At 58.4% G+C, this 20,285-nt stretch carries 24 protein-coding genes and 2 pseudogenes; 25 read left to right on the forward strand and 1 reads right to left on the reverse strand.

What is annotated here, in order from left to right; all coding sequences use genetic code 11:
• The 18 genes and pseudogenes from PA598K_RS37725 to PA598K_RS05185 form a co-directional block, all read left to right on the forward strand.
• Positions 1-184 (forward strand): annotated as a pseudogene (locus PA598K_RS37725) (indole-3-glycerol phosphate synthase TrpC); the annotation flags it as partial.
• Positions 181-837, forward strand: coding sequence for a phosphoribosylanthranilate isomerase (locus tag PA598K_RS05105; RefSeq protein ID WP_128655886.1), 657 nt, complete (start codon positions 181-183; stop codon positions 835-837). The pseudogene PA598K_RS37725 and the gene PA598K_RS05105, both read left to right, overlap by 4 nt.
• On the forward strand, positions 834-2,039 hold the full coding sequence (gene trpB / locus PA598K_RS05110) for a tryptophan synthase subunit beta (protein WP_128655887.1): 1,206 nt from the start codon (positions 834-836) through the stop codon (positions 2,037-2,039). The genes PA598K_RS05105 and trpB overlap by 4 nt, the downstream gene beginning before the upstream one ends.
• Positions 2,026-2,832, forward strand: coding sequence for a tryptophan synthase subunit alpha (gene trpA / locus PA598K_RS05115; protein ID WP_128655888.1), 807 nt, complete (start codon positions 2,026-2,028; stop codon positions 2,830-2,832). The genes trpB and trpA overlap by 14 nt, the downstream gene beginning before the upstream one ends.
• A 55-nt stretch (positions 2,833-2,887) precedes the next feature.
• The gene (gene hisC, locus PA598K_RS05120) at positions 2,888-3,985 is read left to right on the forward strand and encodes a histidinol-phosphate transaminase (protein WP_128655889.1); all 1,098 of its coding nucleotides are present in this window, start codon (positions 2,888-2,890) and stop codon (positions 3,983-3,985) included.
• A 3-nt stretch (positions 3,986-3,988) separates the two neighbouring features.
• Positions 3,989-5,080 carry a prephenate dehydrogenase gene (locus tag PA598K_RS05125; protein ID WP_128655890.1) on the forward strand — a complete coding sequence of 364 codons (1,092 nt, stop codon included), beginning with the start codon at positions 3,989-3,991 and terminating at the stop codon, positions 5,078-5,080.
• A gap of 1,077 nt (positions 5,081-6,157) precedes the next feature.
• Positions 6,158-6,754, forward strand: coding sequence for an RNA polymerase sigma factor (locus PA598K_RS05130; RefSeq protein ID WP_128655891.1), 597 nt, complete (start codon positions 6,158-6,160; stop codon positions 6,752-6,754).
• Complete coding sequence (locus PA598K_RS05135; RefSeq protein ID WP_128655892.1) at positions 6,751-7,344, forward strand: hypothetical protein; 594 nt, start codon at positions 6,751-6,753, stop codon at positions 7,342-7,344. Before PA598K_RS05130 ends, PA598K_RS05135 begins: the two co-directional genes overlap by 4 nt.
• A 97-nt stretch (positions 7,345-7,441) precedes the next feature.
• Positions 7,442-8,032: a histidine phosphatase family protein gene (locus PA598K_RS05140; RefSeq protein ID WP_307719864.1), complete on the forward strand. Its 591-nt coding sequence runs from the start codon at positions 7,442-7,444 to the stop codon at positions 8,030-8,032.
• A 51-nt stretch (positions 8,033-8,083) separates the two neighbouring features.
• Positions 8,084-9,310, forward strand: a complete 1,227-nt coding sequence (locus tag PA598K_RS05145; protein ID WP_128655894.1) for a hypothetical protein — start codon at positions 8,084-8,086, stop codon at positions 9,308-9,310.
• A gap of 61 nt (positions 9,311-9,371) precedes the next feature.
• Positions 9,372-9,878, forward strand: a complete 507-nt coding sequence (locus PA598K_RS05150) for a gamma carbonic anhydrase family protein (protein ID WP_128655895.1) — start codon at positions 9,372-9,374, stop codon at positions 9,876-9,878.
• Between the two features lie 66 nt (positions 9,879-9,944).
• The gene (locus tag PA598K_RS05155; protein ID WP_128655896.1) at positions 9,945-10,130 is read left to right on the forward strand and encodes an IDEAL domain-containing protein; all 186 of its coding nucleotides are present in this window, start codon (positions 9,945-9,947) and stop codon (positions 10,128-10,130) included.
• Between the two features lie 124 nt (positions 10,131-10,254).
• Positions 10,255-10,686 (forward strand): DUF2487 family protein, encoded by a 432-nt coding sequence (locus PA598K_RS05160; protein ID WP_128655897.1) that lies wholly within the window; start codon positions 10,255-10,257, stop codon positions 10,684-10,686.
• A 249-nt stretch (positions 10,687-10,935) separates the two neighbouring features.
• On the forward strand, positions 10,936-11,493 hold the full coding sequence (locus tag PA598K_RS05165; RefSeq protein ID WP_305779353.1) for a ubiquinol-cytochrome c reductase iron-sulfur subunit: 558 nt from the start codon (positions 10,936-10,938) through the stop codon (positions 11,491-11,493).
• A 20-nt stretch (positions 11,494-11,513) separates the two neighbouring features.
• On the forward strand, positions 11,514-12,185 hold the full coding sequence (gene qcrB, locus PA598K_RS05170; RefSeq protein ID WP_128655898.1) for a menaquinol-cytochrome c reductase cytochrome b subunit: 672 nt from the start codon (positions 11,514-11,516) through the stop codon (positions 12,183-12,185).
• Between the two features lie 18 nt (positions 12,186-12,203).
• Positions 12,204-13,076 (forward strand): menaquinol-cytochrome c reductase cytochrome b/c subunit, encoded by an 873-nt coding sequence (locus PA598K_RS05175; protein WP_128655899.1) that lies wholly within the window; start codon positions 12,204-12,206, stop codon positions 13,074-13,076.
• Positions 13,077-13,139: 63 nt separating this feature from the next.
• Entirely contained in the window at positions 13,140-13,805 is a 666-nt protein-coding gene (locus PA598K_RS05180) for a DUF1405 domain-containing protein (RefSeq protein WP_128655900.1), read from the forward strand.
• A 41-nt stretch (positions 13,806-13,846) separates the two neighbouring features.
• Positions 13,847-14,695 carry a sporulation protein YpjB gene (locus PA598K_RS05185; protein ID WP_185601581.1) on the forward strand — a complete coding sequence of 283 codons (849 nt, stop codon included), beginning with the start codon at positions 13,847-13,849 and terminating at the stop codon, positions 14,693-14,695.
• A gap of 82 nt (positions 14,696-14,777) precedes the next feature.
• Here the strand turns inward: PA598K_RS05185 and PA598K_RS05190 are convergent, their stop codons facing one another.
• Entirely contained in the window at positions 14,778-15,644 is an 867-nt protein-coding gene (locus PA598K_RS05190; protein ID WP_128655902.1) for a YitT family protein, read from the reverse strand.
• A gap of 148 nt (positions 15,645-15,792) precedes the next feature.
• Between PA598K_RS05190 and PA598K_RS05195 the strand changes: the two genes are divergently transcribed.
• The 7 genes and pseudogenes from PA598K_RS05195 to PA598K_RS05225 form a co-directional block, all read left to right on the forward strand.
• A complete protein-coding gene (locus PA598K_RS05195; RefSeq protein WP_128655903.1) occupies positions 15,793-16,125 on the forward strand; it encodes a nucleotide pyrophosphohydrolase in 333 nt (110 codons plus the stop codon).
• Positions 16,126-16,177: 52 nt separating this feature from the next.
• Positions 16,178-16,723: a tetratricopeptide repeat protein gene (locus PA598K_RS05200; protein ID WP_128655904.1), complete on the forward strand. Its 546-nt coding sequence runs from the start codon at positions 16,178-16,180 to the stop codon at positions 16,721-16,723.
• A gap of 7 nt (positions 16,724-16,730) precedes the next feature.
• A complete protein-coding gene (gene dapB, locus PA598K_RS05205) occupies positions 16,731-17,534 on the forward strand; it encodes a 4-hydroxy-tetrahydrodipicolinate reductase (protein WP_128655905.1) in 804 nt (267 codons plus the stop codon).
• A gap of 41 nt (positions 17,535-17,575) precedes the next feature.
• A complete protein-coding gene (locus PA598K_RS05210) occupies positions 17,576-18,001 on the forward strand; it encodes a methylglyoxal synthase (protein WP_128655906.1) in 426 nt (141 codons plus the stop codon).
• Entirely contained in the window at positions 17,953-18,699 is a 747-nt protein-coding gene (gene bshB1 / locus PA598K_RS05215; protein ID WP_128655907.1) for a bacillithiol biosynthesis deacetylase BshB1, read from the forward strand. Before PA598K_RS05210 ends, bshB1 begins: the two co-directional genes overlap by 49 nt.
• A gap of 73 nt (positions 18,700-18,772) precedes the next feature.
• Positions 18,773-19,936 carry an N-acetyl-alpha-D-glucosaminyl L-malate synthase BshA gene (bshA, locus tag PA598K_RS05220; RefSeq protein ID WP_128655908.1) on the forward strand — a complete coding sequence of 388 codons (1,164 nt, stop codon included), beginning with the start codon at positions 18,773-18,775 and terminating at the stop codon, positions 19,934-19,936.
• Between the two features lie 17 nt (positions 19,937-19,953).
• A pseudogene (locus tag PA598K_RS05225) lies at positions 19,954-20,285 on the forward strand (CCA tRNA nucleotidyltransferase); the annotation flags it as partial.

Below are 20,285 nucleotides of genomic sequence, written 5' to 3' on the forward strand. Positions count from 1 at the left end.
TCTCATCGGCATGATGCCGAAGACGGCGACCATCATCAGCGAGAGCGGCATCGCGGCGCCGGAGGATATCGCTTATCTGGCGGGGATCGGCGCGCACGGCGTGCTGATCGGCGAGTCGTTCATGCGGCAGCCGGATGTCGGGCAGGCCGTCGAGCATATTATGGGTCCGGCGGCGCGGGTATGAGCGTGCGGGTGAAGATCTGCGGCCTGCGCGATGCGGAGACGATCCGGGCGATGGACGGGCTGGCCGTCGACGAGATCGGCTTCGTCTTCGCCAAGAGTCGCAGGCAGGTCTCGCCGATGCAGGCAGAGGCGCTGATCGACGCTGTAGCCGGCTTGCGCAATCATCGTGGAGAAGCGCCGCGGACGGTGGGCGTCTTCGTCGACCCGACGCTGGAGCAGCTGGAGGAGACGCTGGCGACGGCGTCGCTTGATGTCATCCAGTTGCATGGGGAGGAGACGCCGCAGTTGTGCCGGGACGTCCGCGACCGGCTTGGTCGCGATGTATGGAAGGTGCTCTCCGTCGGCGAGCTGCACGAGGATGCGGTGGTCCGGCTCGCGCCCTATGCAGGGGCGATCGACGCGGTACTGATCGATACGGCAGGCGGCGGTACCGGACAGACGTTCCAGTGGGACCGTATCCCGGCTTATGCTGCTGCCGCTCAGGAGCTGGGGCTGCCGCTCTATGTGGCGGGCGGCCTGCATCCGGGCAATGTAGAGGAGCTGCTCCGCAGCTATGCGCCGAGGGGCATCGATGTGTCCAGCGGCGTAGAGACGGATGGCGTTAAGGATATCGGATTGATCAAGCAGTTCATCGAAAGGGTGAAGGAAGCATGACACAAATGCCAGACAGCAACGGACGTTACGGCGCATTCGGCGGCCGTTATGTGCCGGAGACGTTAATGAATGCTTTGTTTGAACTGGAAGAAGCCTATGCGCATTACGCGAAGGACCCCGAGTTCGTGGCGGAGGTTCGATATTGGCTGAAAAAATATTCGGGTCGGCCGACCTCGCTGTACTATGCGGAGCGTCTGACCGAGCATCTGGGCGGCGCCAAGATCTATCTGAAGCGGGAGGATCTGAACCATACCGGCGCGCACAAGATCAACAACACAATCGGTCAGGGCGTGCTCGCGAAACGAATGGGCAAGACGAAAATTATCGCCGAAACCGGCGCAGGTCAGCACGGTGTCGCCTCGGCGACGGTAGCGGCGCTGCTCGGACTCGAATGCAAGGTGTTCATGGGCGAGGAGGACACGAAGCGGCAGCAGCTCAACGTATTCCGGATGAATCTGCTGGGCGCCGAAGTCGTGCCGGTCACCTCCGGCACGCGCACGCTCAAGGATGCGTGCAACGAGACGCTGCGTTACTGGGTTAGCCATGTCGACGATACGTACTATATCCTCGGCTCGGTGACCGGACCGCATCCATACCCGATGATCGTACGCGACTTCCAGCGCATCATCGGGGACGAGGCGCGCGCACAGATGCTCGAGGAATACGGCGGACTGCCGGATTATGTGGTGGCAGCGGTCGGCGGCGGCAGCAATGCGATCGGCATATTCTACCCGTTCCTCGAGGACGAATCGGTGCAGTTGATCGGCGTCGAAGCGGCGGGCAAGGGCGTCGATACGGACGAGCATGCGGCGACGATGACCAAGGGCAGCCACGGCGTATTCCAGGGCTCGATGAGCTATGTGCTGCAGGACGAGTACGGTCAGGTGCTGCCGGCGCACTCGATCTCGGCGGGTCTCGACTATCCGGGCATCGGTCCCGAGCATTCGTATCTGAAGGACTCTGGTCGCGCCAGCTATGTGCCAGCGACGGATGCGGAGGCGCTCGAGGCGCTGCAACTGCTCTCCCGCAAGGAAGGCATCATCCCTGCGCTGGAGTCGGCGCATGCGATCGCGCATACGATGAAGCTGGCGCCGACGCTTGGCCGCGATAAGACGATCATCGTCAACCTGTCCGGCCGCGGCGACAAGGACGTAGAGTCGATTATGGGTTACTTGGGAGGCAACGCGCATGAATCGCATTGATGAGACATTCCAGCAACTGCAGGAGCGCAAGGAAACGGCGCTCATCCCGTTCATCAGCGTCGGCGATCCCGACCTCGAGACAACGGTACGGATCATCCAGACGCTCGAGGAAGCGGGAGCAGACATGATCGAGCTGGGCGTCCCGTACTCGGACCCGCTCGCTGACGGACCGGTCATCCAGCGGGCATCGGGGCGGGCGCTCCGTCACCGGATTACCGTCGAGGACTGCATTGGCGTAGCCTCGGCTGCTCGGGCTGCCGGGGTGAAGCTGCCGTTTATTCTGTTCTCTTACTTCAATCCGGTGCTGCGGCTCGGACTGGATCGGTTCTTCCAGTTGCTGCAGGACAATGGCATCAGCGGCCTCATCCTGCCCGATCTGCCGATCGAGGAAGACGGCGAGGTGCGGGCGATGGCCGAAGCCGCCGACATTCATCTGATCCCACTCGTCGCGCCGACGTCCAATGACCGGGTGAAGCGGATCGCCGAGCACGCTCGCGGCTTCGTCTATTGCGTATCGTCACTTGGCGTTACGGGCGTGCGCGCCGACTTCCACGACGGCATCGACGAATTCCTGCGCACGGTGCGGTCGGCGACCGATACGCCGATTGCTGTCGGCTTCGGCATCTCCAGTCGCGAGCAGGTGGAGCGCTTCTCCGGCCAGGCGGACGGCGTCATCGTCGGCAGCGCGATCGTGCGCCGCATCGAGGAGTCGATTCCGCTGCTCGAGGACCCTTCGCGACGCGAAGAAGGCTTGCGTGAAATTTATGACTTCGTCCGGCAACTGAAGGTTTAAATCCTCGTCAACTTATGAGACAATAGACGGTACAACTGTCGATGAGGTGAACCAATTGAAGCCAAAACAAAATATTACTCACTTGCCTGTCTATCAGCCGGGCAAGCCTGTCGAAGACGTCAAACGCGAACTCGGGCTGACCGAAGTCATCAAGCTCGCCTCCAATGAAAATCCGTACGGCTGCTCGGAGCAAGCCAAAGCGGCGATCACTGCCGAGCTCTCCAATACGAGCATCTACCCGGACGGCGCTAGCGTGGCGCTGACGCAGGATGTGGCAGCGAGCCTTGGCGTCTCCGCCGAGCAGCTGATCTTCGGCGCGGGCTCGGACGAGGTCATCCTGATGCTGGCCCGGGCGTTCTTCGTGCCTGGCGACGAGACGATCATGGCGGACGAGACGTTCCCGCAGTACAAGCACAATGCCGAGATCGAGAGCGCGACCGTGATCGAGGTGCCGCTCAAGGACGGCAAGCATGATCTGGAGGCGATGCTGGCCCGCGTCACCGACAAGACCAAGGCGGTCTGGATCTGCAACCCGAACAACCCGACCGGCACGATCGTCACCCATGACGAAGTAGCGGACTTCCTGGCTCGTGTACCGAACTCCGTACTTGTGGTACTCGATGAAGCGTACTGTGAATATGTCGACGGCTCCGATTATCCGGACGGTCTGGCGCTCATGAAGCAGTACCCGAATCTGGTATTGTTGCGCACCTTCTCCAAAATTTACGGACTCGCTTCGCTGCGCATCGGCTATGGCATCGGCAGCCCCGACGTCATCCGCTCGATCAATCAGGTGCGCGAGCCGTTTAATACGACACGCTTTGCCCAGGCGGCTGCGCGCGCAGCACTGGCCGACGATTCATTTATTCAGATGTGTCGCGAGAGCAACACGTCAGGGATTCGCTACCTGACCGGGGAGTTCGATCGCCTTGGCTTGAGCTACTTCCCGGCCAACGGCAACTTTATTATGTTTGACGCCAAGCATCCATCGCAGCAAGTGTTCGACGGCCTGCTCCGCAGAGGCATCATCTCGCGGGCTCGCTGGTCCTATTACCCTACGCATATCCGCATCACAGTAGGCAACCCGGAACAAAACGAGAAGTTCATTGTGGCGCTGGAGGAAGTGCTGCAGGAACTGGCAGTGCAAGTATAGCCGATGACCAAAATCGCGATTTTTGGCGTCGGACTGATGGGCGGCTCGCTGGCCCTCTGCTTCCGCGGCAAGCCCGACCTCTACGTGGTCGGGCACTCGGTGCGGGAGTCGTCAGTAGCAAAGTACATCGAGCGCGGCGTCGTCGACCATGCCACGACCTCCATGGAGGAAGCGGCAGCGGAGGCCGACTTTATCTTCCTCTGCGTACCGGTCGGCTCGCTCGCCGAATATGTGGAGCAACTGAGCAAGCTGCCGCTCAAGCCAGGCTGCATCATCACCGATGTCGGCAGCACCAAGGCATCGGTGGCCGCTTGTGCACGCCAGCTACAGCTGGGTGAGGCGATCTTCATCGGCGGTCATCCGATGGCGGGCTCCGAGCGATCCGGCGTCGAGGCGGCGACGGCGCATCTGTATGAGAATGCTTATTATGTATTGACTCCTGAGCCAGGGACGCCGCCGGAGGCGCTGGCGCGACTGCAGGCGCTCCTGACCTACACCAAGGCCAAGATTGTCAGCGTTGACCCCGTGCTGCATGACGAGATCGTCGGCGCGATCAGCCATCTGCCGCATATTATCGCGGTGGCGCTGGTCAATCAAATCCGCGGCTATCACCAGAGCAACGATCTGTACGGCATGCTGGCGGCCGGCGGCTTCCGCGACATTACCCGGATCGCAGCGAGCGAGCCCGTCGTTTGGCGCGACATCCTGCTCAACAACAAGCAGGTGCTGCTGGAGCTGCTGCAGGACTGGCAGTTGGAGACAGCCAAGTTCGTCGAGCTGCTGGAGCGCGAGGATGGCGACGGCGTCGAGGAGGCTTTCCGGCTCGCCGGAGCGTTCCGCAACCAGCTGCCGGAGCGGCGCAAGGGGATGATCCATTCTCTGTTCGAGTGTTATGTCGACGTCCCGGACCATCCCGGCATCATCGGCAAGATCGCCACGCTGCTCGGCGACCAGCGGATCAACCTGAGCAATCTGCGGATTATCGAGAGCAGGGAGGACGTGCCGGGCATCCTGAGGCTGTCGTTCCGCGAGCAGCCCGACCTCGATGCGGCGCGCGAGCTGCTGGAGTCGCTTGGCTACGCCGTTCACGACTAGTCGCTGCTCATAGGGGTTTCAGGTGCCCTCAAAACAAAGCCTACGGTCACGGTATCGTTCTTCCGATCGCTGTTGTCCCCAGATTTCTTGATTATTCACCGCTTTAGCGGTTGAAATCCGGGGACAGCGTATGCTTTCGAAGCTAGCTTTTCTGCGAAAAGCTCTCAGGCGAACGCTTAAACGCTTTCTGAAAGAAAGCGACTTCGGAAGCATAGGCTTTTCTCCAGTAACGATTCCGTGCCTCTCCGGCCTTTTGAGGTCAGCCTGAGGTTCCCCTTCTTGTATATGATTCATGGCGGCTCAGTCACAGGTTTAGGACGGTCGCCAATTATTTTTCACAAAAAATGAAAACGCTTATTGACAAATTGAAAACGGATACATATAATAAGAAGTACAGTATGGTTTCTCTCCACTCCTATCCAACTGTTTGCCTCGAAAATAGGCATGGGCCACTTTGCGAAGTGGTCTTTTTTTTGTTCTCATTTGAGATGAAACGAATCTGTGCTTGCACATCCGAGGCTCACCATCTTCGTTTAAGTCCCCGTTATGGTCGAAGGAACATACATATCGCTATTTTGGCAATTTGGGCAGTTTTGGAGGGGCTAGCGAACATGGGTAACGTTATATGCGGCAAAAAGGCGAGAAATGGTGGTGTACATGCAGAATAGCGATACTCATGTTCCTGACTTCCCTCAAAACGCTCATTTTTCGCTGGATAACGATACGTATGTTCCTTGAGCCTGTGAAGTTCGTGCTCGGCAGTATCGCGTGCTGCCGACTCGTCCGGCCTTCCATCCGTCAAAACTTTAGAAAAGATTTGGAATCCACCCTTGACCTGGTATGGTAAAATAAAGCTGTCTTTTTATTTTTCTGAACCCTCTTGCTTCCATTCCACGGAAATCGGTTAATAATAGATTGGTTTTTTTTCGATTCACCGCAACTTTTTTCTCCCGGTTCGGTACTATGTAATAGTGAGCGTTCAGACATCATCCCGCCATGAGCGGATGTGCGGATACTCGCGAGCTAGCAATCCGAACACGGGATGATCACTCCGAAGGCCAAGGAGGGTCGCTCCACATGTTGGATTCCCAATTGATCCGCGAGATCAAGGATGGCAATATACAGCTGTATTCTGATTTGATGCGTCGTTATCAACGCAAGATTCTGGCTTTCATCTACCATATGCTGAAGAGTGCCGGCATGGAGGCGATGGCCGAGGACTTATGCTCGGAGACGTTTTACAAAGCGTATCGAAGCTTGCATTCGTTCCGGGAGGTGGACGCTTCGTTCTCGACGTGGCTCTACACGATCGCCCGCAACACCGTGCTCAGCGAGCTCCGCAAGCAGAGGTCGGGGAACATCTCCCTGGATGAATCAGGATACATACCGGTAGCGCCGATCGAGACCGTGCCCGAGCAGCAGATGCTGCTCAACGAACGGATGTCGCTAGTAAGGGAAGCTATCAATAATCTGCCCGAGAAACAGCGTTCCGCGCTTATCCTTCGAGAGTATGACCAACTGGAGTACCAGGAGATCGCCGCGATTCTCGGGCAATCGGTCAGTTCCGTCAAATCGTTACTGTTTCGGGCAAGAGCGAGTGTGAAATCTCAGCTGGAGCCGTATTTCGGCGAGACAAGTGCGATAGTGGAGTACGAGGGGATGAAGATAAGATGACATGTGAAGAAGCGCAAGAAAAATTCGCATGGTACTGGGATCTCGCAACCAATGATCCCGACAGGCAGGCGGTCGATCGACATATCTCGGGCTGCGTCTGCTGCAAGGAAGAATTTCGACTGTGGGAGGAGAGCCGGCTGCTCGTCCGTACGCTTGCTTCGGAGCATCAAGTAAGAGCGGTCGAGCTCGAAGCGATGAACCGGCAAGTGATGGAGCGCATCTACAAGGAGCAGCCCCTGGCGCCTCCCCAGCGCAGACCGAGTCGGATGCGGCCTGGCAAGCTGCGCCGGCGGGCAGCGGTGCTGGCCTGCTGCATGATACTGATCGTTGCCGCATTTGCCCAATGGTGGCCGGGCACGGAGTCGACACCTCCGCAAGCCGGGATCATCCAGATGCCCGGGGTGCTCGACGGCAGCGGCGCCACGACCGTCAGCGCGGCTCTGTACGATCATGTGCCGATGGCCAGCATCAGCGATCCGATCCTTCTGCAGATGACGCCAAGCGTATCGCCCTATCTAATCGCGATGTCGGTGGCGGCGCTGCTGCTGACGTTGCTGGCGATGAATTGGCTGCTGCGCACACGAACATGACAAGACTCTCCAGCGTATGGTGCTGGAGGTCTTTCATTTTATAGAGGTTTTTTATCGCAATGAAAGAGGATAGAGAAGGGGTGGTTGCCAAGTGAGGATGGGATGGATACGCCATGGCAGGACGTCGTGGAATGCAGAGGGCAAGATCCAGGGACAGACGGATATTCCGCTAAATGAGGAGGGCACGGCCCAGGCGCGCATGCTGGCCGCTCGGCTGGCGGGAGATGAGCTGCGTTGGGACGCAATCATATCTAGCGATCTGAGACGGGCTCGCGAGACGGCTTGCATCATCTCTGCACGGCTCGGCATACCGCTGCTGCCAGCGGATCACCGGCTGCGCGAACGGGGCTTCGGCGAGATCGAAGGGACGACAGAGCAGGAGCGGCTGGCGCGATGGGGACCGGACTGGCGGCGGACATATGAAGGACAAGAGTCGGATGCAGACGTGACCGCCAGAGGATTGGCATTCATCGCCGATATGCGGGAGCAGGCGCCGCAGCGCAATCTGCTTGTCGTCTCGCATGGCAGCTTCCTGAACCAGCTGTTGCATTCGCTATGCGACGGTCTGGATGACAGCTATATCTGCAATATGTCGTATTCCATTGTCGAGCTGCAGGAGGGGGCATGGGTTTCGTTGCTTCATAATTGCGCGCTGCACTTGCAGAGCGATTTCGGCGGACACGTTTAAGATTTTGCTTTTTTCCTATACTGGTAGTAACAGCGCCAGGGAGGGATGAAGATGAAGCTCGCCGAGATGCTGGGCTATGCCGACATCGAACAGTTGAACCGGATCGCCGATCAATATCAGCTGCAATGCAACACGCACTCCAAAAACGAGTTGATCCAATCGATCCTTGCGGCGATTCAGCGCAAAGAAGCCGTCAAGCGGCAATTGTCTGAATTATCGCTCTCGGAACGTCGATTTCTGAGCACGCTGTTATTCGATAGCCGATATGCTTTTAGTCAGGAGGAGCTGGTCGCCCGGGTCCAGCAAGGACGGTTCGACGAAGAGACGAGCAGCGGACAGGAGACGGAGACGGCGACCGGTCGTAAGCGTGCGACCAAGCAGCCGAAGGCAGGCAAGCGGAAGACACGCAAGGAAGCGGCCGCGCCGCCGCCCGGTCCACGCTCGACGATCGTCAAGTTCAAGCAGGCGGGCTGGCTCTTCAACGGGGTGTCTGGGGCGTCGCGGTATCTCTTCCACGTCCCGACAGACCTCCGGGATCGATTCCGCGACGAGATGTCGACGGCGATGCGCGAGCATCTGCTGTACATCGACGAGCCGGACGGCTTCCGAGACGAGCAGCAACTGCTGGCCGAGGATGTGCTGACGCTGCTCCGCTATGTCCGTCAGCATGAGCCGACGCTCACGGCCGAAGGGTTCATGTACAAGCGCAGCATCCTGCAGCTGCTAGAGGCGATGCATATCCTCGAGGAGCCGCCGGCCCGCGGCGCCTGGCGCTTCGGCTACGGGCGGCGGATGAAGGATTATCCGAACCGGCTGTCCTTCATCTACGATTATGCGTTTTATCAGCAGCTGCTCGTGGAGGATGGTCAGCAGCTGCGGATCTCGCCGCAGGGCGAGACGATGCTGGCGAGCCGCGCCTTGCCTGAGCCCACCGAGCTGTATCGGTTCTGGCTGAGGCTGTACAAGGGAGCGGTGCCCAATATTTTGACGTTGGCGAACTGGGTGCATGACCTGGCGGATCGCTGGGTGACGACCGCTTCGCTGGCTGGACAGCTGCTCCCTTATATCAAGCCCTTCTATTATGATAGCGCTGTGGATGTGCTGGAGAATCGCGTACTCGGGATGATGATGCATCTCGGACTGCTGCGGATCGGCGAGCATCGCGAGTGCGGTTCAGTCGTGCGGATGACGGCAGTCGGGCACGCGGTCGTCGCGGGCGTCTATGTCGCCGACCAAGATCGCATCGAGCTTGCGCCCCCCGTCGGCCGTCGCAATTGACAACGGTTGATGCGCCTGGTAGAATGACCTCCACATTCGAGCTACCAAGGAGGTCTACCCATTGCTTATCCCTTATCAAGGCAAGCTGCCGCAGATCGACCCTTCAGTCTATGTCGCAGAAGGGGCCAAGCTGATAGGCGATATCGAGATCGGCGCGCAGAGCACAGTCTGGTTTAACGCCGTGCTGCGGGGCGACCTGGCGCCGATCCGTATCGGCAGCCGCTGCAATATCCAGGACGGGGTCGTCGGTCACGTCAATACGTCGCAGCCGCTGCTGCTGGAGGACGAGGTGTCCGTCGGTCACGCTGCGATCATCCATGGCTGCAGCATAGGCAAGGGTACATTAATCGGCATGGGGGCTATCGTACTGAACGGAGCGGACATCGGTGAATATGCTTTAATAGGAGCAGGAGCCATCGTCACGGAGCATCGGGTCATCCCGCCGTACACGCTGGCGCTCGGCTCTCCCGCCAAGCCGGTCCGCGAGTTGACGGAAGCCGATCTGTTGCGGATGAAGGCCACATGGGAGAGCTACGTTCTCAAAGGCAAGGAGTATAGCGGCATATAACTAACATCTGCTGTCTACACAACAATCTGGCTTGGCTTTAACCCGGTCTGGAGGTGCATGTATCCTATGGACAGAATGAAAGTCACGTACGAGGCGATGCTGGGGCTTGCCGCTGAGATGGTGTTGGACGACGCCGTCCACCGTTTCAATAAGGAGCGAATACAGCAGGAGATCGATCAGGCGCTGGCGGCAGGGGACAAGGATACGTTTCGCCGACTCGCCGAGCAATGGAAATCGCTGAGTCGGAATTAACAAGTCACATCGCATCGTCCGGGCTTGCATGTGTTATCTCTTGACGAGAAAACGCATGCAAGCCCTTTTGCCTTGAGGCGGGGCTTCATGATACGATAGGTGAAAAACAGACAGGGGAAAGAGCATGAAATTCAGCGAGATGACAGAAGAGCAATGGCAGGAAAACGGCATCTATTATGATACTTGTCTGCTGCCCGTAACCGGACTGGCGGGCGGGGAGGACCCGGTGACAACGACAGCGGCGCTGGAGCGTCTGGCGGATGCGATCGATCTCGTCGAGGTGCCGTTCAAGGGCCGCGTCGTCATCTATCCGGCTTATCATTACTGGCGAGACGAAGACCTGCCGCAGCTGGCGCGACTCTGTCGCGCGCTCAAGGAGGGCGAAGCGGGATTCAAGCATGTCATTCTGACGAGCGGCGTCCGGCTGACCGCGCTTGACGAGGCCGGGGCAGACCTGACCTTTATGCCTGACGAGCAAGGCGCTCTGCCTGCTGCGCAGCAGGTGCGCGACGTCGTGATGGGACATTGGTCACGAAGCCGCGCGCAGACCTCCTGACGGACAGGCCTCGGAACGTATGAGAAACGTATAAAGCAGCTGTTACGTGGGAAGCTATATTCCAGAGAAGGCCAATTGTGACAAAACGTCAACAAATTCAGAGTGTATTTTTGTACATCGACTTAAATCGACCGGCTCATTCTTGACGCTCATGTGGACCTGAGCTATTATAAGTAATGTCCTAGTTCGTTGTGTTTTGTCTACATAACAGAACACAAGATACGGTTGCCAAGGGGGGTAGAACAGAAGATGGAAGAAAAGAAACGCACACATATGCCAGATGAAGAGCGTCAACGTGAGGCCGCGCATCAGCCTGTCCGTCGCAAGGAAATGTCGCGACGCCAGTTTCTGTCATATACACTCGGTGGCGCCACGGCATTTATGGGCGTCGGAGCCGTGCTGCCGATGATTCGTTTTGCCGTTGACCCGCTGCTGATGCCAAAGGCGGAAGGGACATTCGTCAAGGTCGTCGAGGAGAGCAGCATAACGGACGAGCCGCAGGAGTTCCGCTTTGAGATCAACCAGGTTGACGGTTGGTACGAGAGCACGCCGGAGCTGACCGCCTGGATCTCCAAAGGATCCGATGGCCAGATCTTCGCACTGTCTCCGATCTGTAAGCATTTGGGCTGTACGATCAACTGGAATTCGCAAAACGACAATCAATACTTTTGTCCTTGTCATGAAGCGAAGTATGACCAAGACGGCAAAAACCTCAAGGTTGCGCCGAGTCCGCTCGACGAGTATGAGGTCGAGATTCGGGAAGGCGTCGTATATCTCGGTCCACTGAAGGCAAACACAAGAGTCTAATAAGGGGGGCGTAGAATCAGATGTTTAAAGGGATATACAACTGGATCGACGATCGTCTTGATATAACGCCTATGTGGAGGGACGTCGCGGATCATGAGGTGCCTGAGCACGTCAATCCGGCCCACCACTTCTCCGCCTTCGTGTATTGCTTCGGCGGGCTGACGTTTTTTATCACGATCATTCAGATCCTCTCCGGGATGTTCCTGACGATGTACTATGTGCCGGATATCATCAATGCTTATGCAAGCGTTGACTACCTGCAGCACAAGGTCGCCTTCGGCGCCATCGTTCGCGGTATGCATCACTGGGGCGCAAGTCTTGTTATCGTTATGATGTTCCTGCATACCCTGCGCGTTTTCTTCACCGGTTCGTACAAAGCGCCGCGTGAGATGAACTGGGTTGTAGGCATGCTGATTTTCTTCATTATGCTCGGTCTGGGCTTCACCGGCTACCTGCTGCCTTGGGATAACAAAGCCTACTTTGCAACAAAGGTCGGCATGCAGATTGCGGAGTCTGTCCCTTATATCGGCGTCTATGTGAAGGAGCTTATGCAGGGCGGCGAGATTGTCGGCGCGCAGACGCTGACGCGATTCTTCGCGATTCACGTCTTCTTCCTGCCTGGCGCTCTGCTGGCGATGCTGGCGGCACACTTTATCATGATCCGCAGACAAGGCATTTCCGGACCACTATAGACGAAAGGAGGATTCCTCATGGCGCATGGCCACAAATCCACAGAAAAAGTCGTGTACGTTGGCGATTCCCGCGTCCGCAAGGGCACGATGCCGAATACGCCAGTCGATTACACTGCTTTTCCTGGGAAGTCCGAGGCATTCATCCCTAACTTTCTGTTGAAAGAATGGATGGTCGGTGTAGTTGCGCTGGTCGGATTCCTCGTGCTGACGATTGCGCATCCGGCGCCGCTCGGCTATCCAGCCGACCCGACGAATGCCAGCTTTATCCCGATGCCGGACTGGTACTTCCTGTTCCTGTATCAATTACTTAAATACCCGTACGTATCCGGCGACTATGTCGTGCTCGGTACGATGGGCATACCGGGCGTAGCGTTCGGAGCGCTCCTGCTCGCACCGTTTCTCGATACGGGCAAGGAACGCCGCTTTTACAAGCGTCCGATTGCAGCTTCCTTGATGATTTTGTCTGTCCTCGCTTGCGTATACTTGACCAAGGTTTCTTGGGATCACTACCAGCATCAGCTGGAGATCAATCATGTAACGCCAGAGCATATCGATCGTGCCGAGAAGGCAAGACAGGCGTTCGAGGCTGGCAAGCCACGGCCGAATCCGATTCAGCAGGCTGGCGCAGCCGAAGTGCCGATCGTCGATGCCGACGATCCGGCGATGGAGCTCGCAGCTACTTGTCTGCAGTGTCACGGTACCGACATGAAAGGCCAGGGCAGCATTCCATCGCTGCGCGGCGTCGGCGACCATCTCTCGCAGGAAGAGATCGCTGATATCATCACCAACGGTCGAGGCGCCATGCCGGCGCAGGCCGACAAGCATTCTGCCGAAGAGATCGAGCAGATCGCTGCTTGGCTCGCCAAGCAGAAGGCAGAGGCTGGCGAATAATACGATGCATGAACCTGACTCGCAACTGCGGTCAGGTTCTTCTTTTACAGAGGAGCGTGCGAGGTGTCGATATCATTTTTTTGGAGCCGGGCGCTGCTGACGAGTCGCCCTTTCCTGTGGCTGATCTTCATCGTCAATCTGCTTGGTACGATCTACGGGTATATGTGGTATGGCAATCAGCTCGTCTATACGGCAGCCAATCATCCGCTCTGGCAGCTCGTGTTTGTGCCCGACAGTCCGACAGCCAGCCTCTTCTTCACGATCGCGCTGCTCTATCTGCTCTACCCGCCGAAGCGGCCATCGCGTCTGGCTCGCGGACTGCGGATGCTGATCGAGGCGCTGGCTGTCGCCACCTCGGTCAAGTATGGCGTCTGGGCAGTGGCGATGATCTTCGCAGGTTATGCGCAAGGCAATGCGCTCGGTTGGCAGGATTGGATGCTCGTCCTCTCGCATCTCGGGATGGCGTTCGAGGCGCTGCTTTATGTACGATTCATGACCTTTGGTCGCGTAGCGCTGCTCGCGGCAGGGGGCTGGCTGCTGCTCAACGATACGCTCGATTATACCTATGGCATCTTCCCGTGGCTGCCCAAGGTGTTGCAGGATGATCTGCCGGCGATCCAGATGTTCACGATTGGTCTGTCGATCGCCAGCATCCTGCTCGCTTGGATCTTCCTGCTCATTGCGCACAGGAGCAGGGCGGGAGGAACCCCAACCCAGTCCCTGTCATAATCGCTCCGATCCCCCCATAGGATGATATGGGGGGATGTCCTATGAGAAGGCAAGGTCTGGGATGGATCATGTGGACGGCCATCATGGTCGCAGCCATCACAGGGGTGACGATCTTTACATCAGCCGAGTCCCGGGCGACGGCCCCGGCGGCGAGCCCCGACCAGCTGTCGGAAGCGGCCCAGGCGCTCTATCGGTCGGCCGCAGAGGGCAACCGGCAGCTCGTCTATCAACAAGTGCAGCGGCTCAGACAGAAGGCGGCGGATCCGCAGCTGAGAGCGGTCGGACAAGCCGAGGGCTGGCAGGAGGTCGATAACGTCCTGAGCGAGCTGACGACGCGTCTGCAAGGGCGGGGCAGCGTCTATGAGGTGAGACTTGCGAGCGCTCGTCTGTCGCTTGCCTTCGATGCGCTGAGCGGCGGAGCTGAGGCAGCCTGGCGCTCCTACTATCCGGTCATCCGGGACGACATCAGCCGACTCAATAAGGCGTGGCATCGTCAGACGGAGGACTATGCGACAGCGGCGCTTGCCGTCGCGCGCGGGATGCGAGAGCATTATCGGATGATCGAGGCGGCAGCACTCCTCCAACAGCAGTCCGGACAGGTGCATGCGCTGGAGATGTCGTTACATTATATAACTTCGCAGCTCGAGCAGGCCGAGCGAGACCAACGCCGGTACACCTCGGTGTCGAGATCGATCCATGCGCTCTCCGATACTGTGGATCGCCTCTTCGAGCGGCCGGTCGACAGCGTGCCTGATCCCGTCATCTTCATCGACAGAGGCAAGATGCCGCTGCGCTTCATCTTCCTGCTCGGCGTGCTGATCGTCGCTGTGCTGCTCTATGCCGGCTGGCAACGGTATATCTATGATCGCAATCGCTACACGGGGTCGTGAGGGGGAGCGACTCTTGCTAGCAAAGGGCCTGAACGCGGATATGCGCGCTCAGGCTTCTGTGCGTTTCAGCGCTGGTCGCCCTTTAGCCTGGCCGGAAACCTTCGCCGACCACATCATGCACGTCGTGGATGACGATAAAAGCAGTCGGATCAGTTTCTCGGACAAGTCGCTTCATCTTGCGAATCTCGTGGCGAGCGACGACGCAATAAACCATTTCCCGACTCTGTCCAGTGAAGGCGCCTACGGCTGGCAGCAGCGTAGCGCCGCGCTCCAGCCCGCTGCCGATGGCCGCTGCGACCGTGGTCCCTTGTGAGGTGATGACGGTGAAGGCGCGTGCCGCATAGGCGCCCTCCTGCACATAATCGATCAGCTTGGAGCCTATGAAGACAGCGACGAGCGTATACAGCACCTTCTCCATCGGAATGTAGAGCAGCGAGAGCGAGATGATGAGCGTGTCAAGCACAAGGATGATCTGTCCCATGCTCCAGCCTAGTCTCGCCGAGACGATGCGGGCGATGATGTCGGCGCCGCCTGTCGTACCGCCGAAACGGAAGACGATGCCGAGCCCGAGCCCGATCGTCACGCCGGCATAGAGCGAGGCGAGCATATAATCGGTAGACGTAGCGAACGTTGCAAGCCATCCTGCAGCGATTCCGTGCTCCATTACAGCGAGCGAGCCGGAGAGCGAGAGCACGCCAATAATCGTATAGATCATCTGACGCCAGCCCAGCGCATAGATGCCCAGCGCGAACAAAGGAAGGTTGAGCAGCAGCGTGGACAGCGACAAACGCCACCCGAAGGCATAGTTGAGCAGGAGCGAAATGCCTGTGACGCCGCCCTCCATCAATTGGTTCGGCAAAATAAATACATGCAGGCCGAACGCATAGACTGCTGTCCCGCATATAATGGCCACAGCGGTGCCAAAGGCAGCTGCAATTCGATGAAGCATAACATCCAACGTCCTCTCTTTGTTCTAGGTCCGGTTATAGTCTCGCTTAGTATGCGCCTTGCATCCACGTTTGAAGCACTATTGTCTTCAAGCAAGCTTTACGTTAACATATGGAGTGATACTGCCTGAGGAAAGCAGAGGGGAACCGATGTCCGAGAAATCGCTGGCGATGATCCAGAAGGAAGTCGACGATTATATCTCGCAGTTCAAGGAAGGCTACTTCAGCCCGCTGGCGATGCTGGCGCGGATGAGCGAGGAAGTCGGAGAACTGGCCAGAGAAGTAAATCACAGTTACGGCGAGAAGCCGAAGAAGCGCGAGGAAGCCGACAACTCCATCGAGATGGAGCTCGGCGATATTTTGTTCATCCTCGCTTGCTTTGCCAACTCGCTTGGCATAGATCTGACAGAGGCGCATGACAAGGTCATGCACAAGTTCAACACGAGGGACGCCGCCCGCTGGACGAGAAAAGACGAACCGTAAGCCGTCGCCGAACATATGCTGTATCACTTCTGTACGATAAGGAGGGATGCAGATGAACGGCGACGAAGCGATCAAAAAAGCTTACGAATCGATCCTGGGCGGAGACTTCGAACAAGCGGAGTCGTGGTTCGAGCAGGCGATCGCTGCGGCCCCCGAGCGCGCAGACTATCATTACCGCTGCTCGCTCACATGCGCTCGCAGCGCCAAATGGAGCAAGGCAAAGCATCATGCGGAGGAAGCGGTCCGGCTCGATGGAGATCAGCAGGAGTACAGATACCATCTGGACACGGTCAGCGCTCGTATGCTGGCGCTGGATGCGGCACAACGGCTGGAGCTGGACCCGCAGCCGCTGGACGAAGCGATCGGGCTCCTGGAGCAAGCGCTCGAGCTGGATCCGCTGCAAGCGGATGCCTATCTGCTGCTCGGCGCGGCATTGGCCGAGGGGGCGAGATATGCCGAGGCGGCAGCCTGTATGAGGCGCCTGCTCGCGCTTGATCCACAGCATGATCCCGGACGCAGGCTGTATGCCGAATACAGACGAAAGAATCGAACCGCCCTGTCTCGCGCAGGGAGGCCAATACGGAGAAGGAACAGGTGATCGAGTCATGTCAGAAGCAATCAAAGTAGCAGTAACCGGAGCAGGCGGCCGTATGGGCCGCGAAGTCGTCAAAATGGTATTGGAAGATGAAGCGTTGACCCTGGCGGCCGCGGTCGATCCGTCCGCGGGCCCGATCGATGCCGGCTCGCTCGTGGGCAAGCCGGCATGCGGCGTAATCGTGAGCAACGATCTTGAGTCTGCGCTGCGCGAATCGGGCGCCCAGGTGCTCGTCGACTTCACAATCCCGCAGGCGGCTTATAGCAACACTGTGACCGCGATCACGTGTGGTGTTCGTCCAGTCGTTGGGACAACCGGCTTCTCGCCGGAGCAGATCGAAGAGTTGGACAAGCTGTGCCAGGACGCCGGGATCGGCGGTCTGATCGCGCCTAACTTCTCGATCGGCGCGCTGCTTATGATGAAATTCGCCGCGGAAGCGGCCAAATATATGCCTCATGTCGAGATTATCGAATATCATGGCGATCAGAAGCTCGATGCGCCATCCGGCACGTCGATCAAAACCGCCGAGATGATCGCTCAGACGCGGGAGGAGCTGCGGCAGGGCAATCCGAAGGAAGAAGAGATTATCGAAGGTTCAAGGGGCGGCTACTACAACGGCTTCCGCATTCATAGCGTGCGTCTGCCGGGCGTTTTTGCCCAGCAAGAGGTTATCTTCGGCGGCAATGGGCAGACGTTGAAGATCCGCCACGACTCTTATGAGCGTGCAGGGTACATGCCGGGCGTCAACGTGGCCGTCAAAAAAGTGCTCGGCTACACCGGCATGATCTATGGCTTCGAGCACTTGCTGGACTAATTGAACGGACGACCAGGGAAGCGGACAGGGGAGAGAAGCAGATGAACATCGCATTTATCGCGCATGACCGCAAGAAAGAAGAAATGGTAAACTTCGTCATTGCATACGAACCGGTATTTAAGCAAAATCATACGTTATACTCGACGGGTACGACTGGCACGCGTATCATGGAGCAGACGTCGTTGAAGATTCACCGCTTCATGTCGGGGCCGCTGGGCGGCGACCAGCAGATCGGCGCGATGGTTGCGCAAAATGAGATGGATCTGATCATCTTCCTGCGCGATCCGTTGATGGCGCAGCCTCACGAACCGGATATTATCGCCCTCCTGCGGCTATGCGACGTGCAGGGGATACCGGTAGCGACCAATGTCGCTACCGCCGAGCTGCTGGTCAAAGCGCTGCAGCGCGGGGACTTCGCATGGCGGGAGCTTGTCCACAAGTACAAGCCCGGCGAGGAGCTGTCGTGACGGCCGCAGAGCTGGACATCCTCGCGTTCGGCGCGCATCCCGACGATGTCGAGATCGGCATGGCCGGCACGATCGCCAAGCAGATAGAGGCCGGCAGTCGGGTCGGCATCTGCGATCTGACGCAGGCGGAGATGTCGTCCAATGGCACCGTGGAGCTGCGGCAGCAGGAAGCTGCAGCAGCCTCCGCGGTGCTTGGTCTATCCGCGAGGAGCACGCTGGCCTTGCCGGACCGGGGGCTCGACGGCTCGCCGCAGCAGCTCGCGGCGGTGACGGCCGAGATCCGCAAGCATCGTCCGCGTATCGTGTTCGCGCCGTACTGGAAGGACCGGCATCCGGATCATGTGGCGTGCAGCGCCCTGATCGAGCAAGCCGTCTTCAACGCCAAGCTGCGCCGCTACTTGCCGTCACTGGCGCCGGTGACGGTAGAGCAATTGATCTTCTATTATATTAACGATGTCGAGTCGGTCGGCCTGATGGTCGACGTCAGCGAGCAGTACGAGCAGAAGCGGCAGGCGCTGCGCTGCTACCGCTCGCAGTTCGACAGCGCGGCTGCGGGAGAGGACCGTGTAGCGACGCCGCTTACCGGAGCTTACGTAGACAACGTCGAAGCGCGAGATCGGCTGCTTGGCGCACAGCGCGGCTGGACGTTCGCCGAAGGCTTCGCCGTGAAGCGACCGCATCCGATTCATTTATTCTAGGCTGCGCCAATATATATAAGAGCAATCATTAGACGGCGAAAGAAGCCGGCAAAAAAATGAGGTGTCATACGTAATGGCGAAGCCGCTCAAAATCGGCATTACTTGCTATCCTACCTTGGGAGGCTCGGGTGTCGTAGCGACAGAGCTTGGCAAGCTGCTGGCCGAACGGGGCCACGAGATTCATTTTATAACGCATAGCATCCCGTTTCGGCTCGGCAAATTCCGCAAAAATATCTACTATCACGAAGTCGAAGTGAATGATTATTACGTATTCCGCTATCCGCCCTATGATCTGTCGCTCGCCAGCAAGATGGCGCAGGTCGCGAAGATGCAGAAGCTCGATTTGCTGCATGTTCACTATGCGGTGCCGCATGCGATCTGCGCCTTCCTGGCCAAGCAGATGATGGGCAACGGGCTGAAGACGGTCACGACGCTGCACGGCACCGATATTACCGTGCTCGCCCAGGACGAATCGCTCAAGGATATGATTCGGCTCGGCATCCTGCAGAGCGATGCGGTGACGGCCGTGTCGGGCGATCTGATCAAGGAGACGCGGGAGCTCCTCGATATTACGCAGCCGATCGATCTGACGTACAACTTCGTCGACAAGCGGATCTATTATCCGCGCGATATCCGTTCGCTGCGGGCCGACTACGCGCGGCCAGAGGAGAAGATCCTCATGCATATCTCCAACTTCCGCCCGGTGAAGCGGGTGGGCGACGTGATCGATATCTTCGCCCGGGTCCGCGAGACGATGCCGGCGAAGCTGCTGCTCGTCGGCGAAGGTCCGGATCTGACGCGCATCCAGTGCAAGGTGGAGGAGATGGGGCTGGCAGAGAGCGTCCATTATATGGGCAAGCAGGACGACGTCGCTCAGGTGATCTCGCTCGCCGATCTGATGCTGCTGCCTTCGGAGAAGGAGAGCTTCGGGCTGGTGGCGCTGGAGGCGATGGCCTGCGGGGTGCCGACGATCGGCTCGCAGGCAGGGGGCATCCCCGAGCTGGTGACCGACGGGGAGACGGGATATCTGTCGCCGATCGGCGATACGGCGTCGATGGCGGCCAACAGCATCCGGCTGCTACAGGACCCGCAGCTGTACGAGCGGTTCCGCGAGGCTTGTCTGGATCGGGCTCGCACGCGCTTCTGCAACGACCGCATCACTTCGGAGTATGAGCAAATCTACTACCGCGTGCTGGGGCTGGAAGCGCCTGTCCCGGTGACTGCCTGTTACGAGTAAGGAATGGAGGGGAGTCCATGATCGGAAATGAACTGATGCGGATGGCGTTGCCGATCCTGGACGCGCTCAATCGCGAGTATGAGGCTGTGTTCGTCGGCGGCTGCGTGCGCGATCTGCTGCTAGGCGATGACGTGACCGATGTCGATATCGCTACCTCGGCGCTGCCGGAGCAGGTGATGGCGTTATTCCCCCGGACGCTGCCGACCGGTCTGCAGCACGGCACCGTCACTGTCGTTACAGAGCAGGGGCATTATGAAGTGACTACCTACCGCAAGGAATCCGCCTATGAGCAGTTCCGGCGTCCCGGCAGCGTCGAGTTCATTCCGAGCCTCACCGAGGATTTGCGGCG

The organism is Paenibacillus sp. 598K (genome assembly GCF_003851045.1).
Classification (GTDB): domain Bacteria; phylum Bacillota; class Bacilli; order Paenibacillales; family Paenibacillaceae; genus Paenibacillus_D.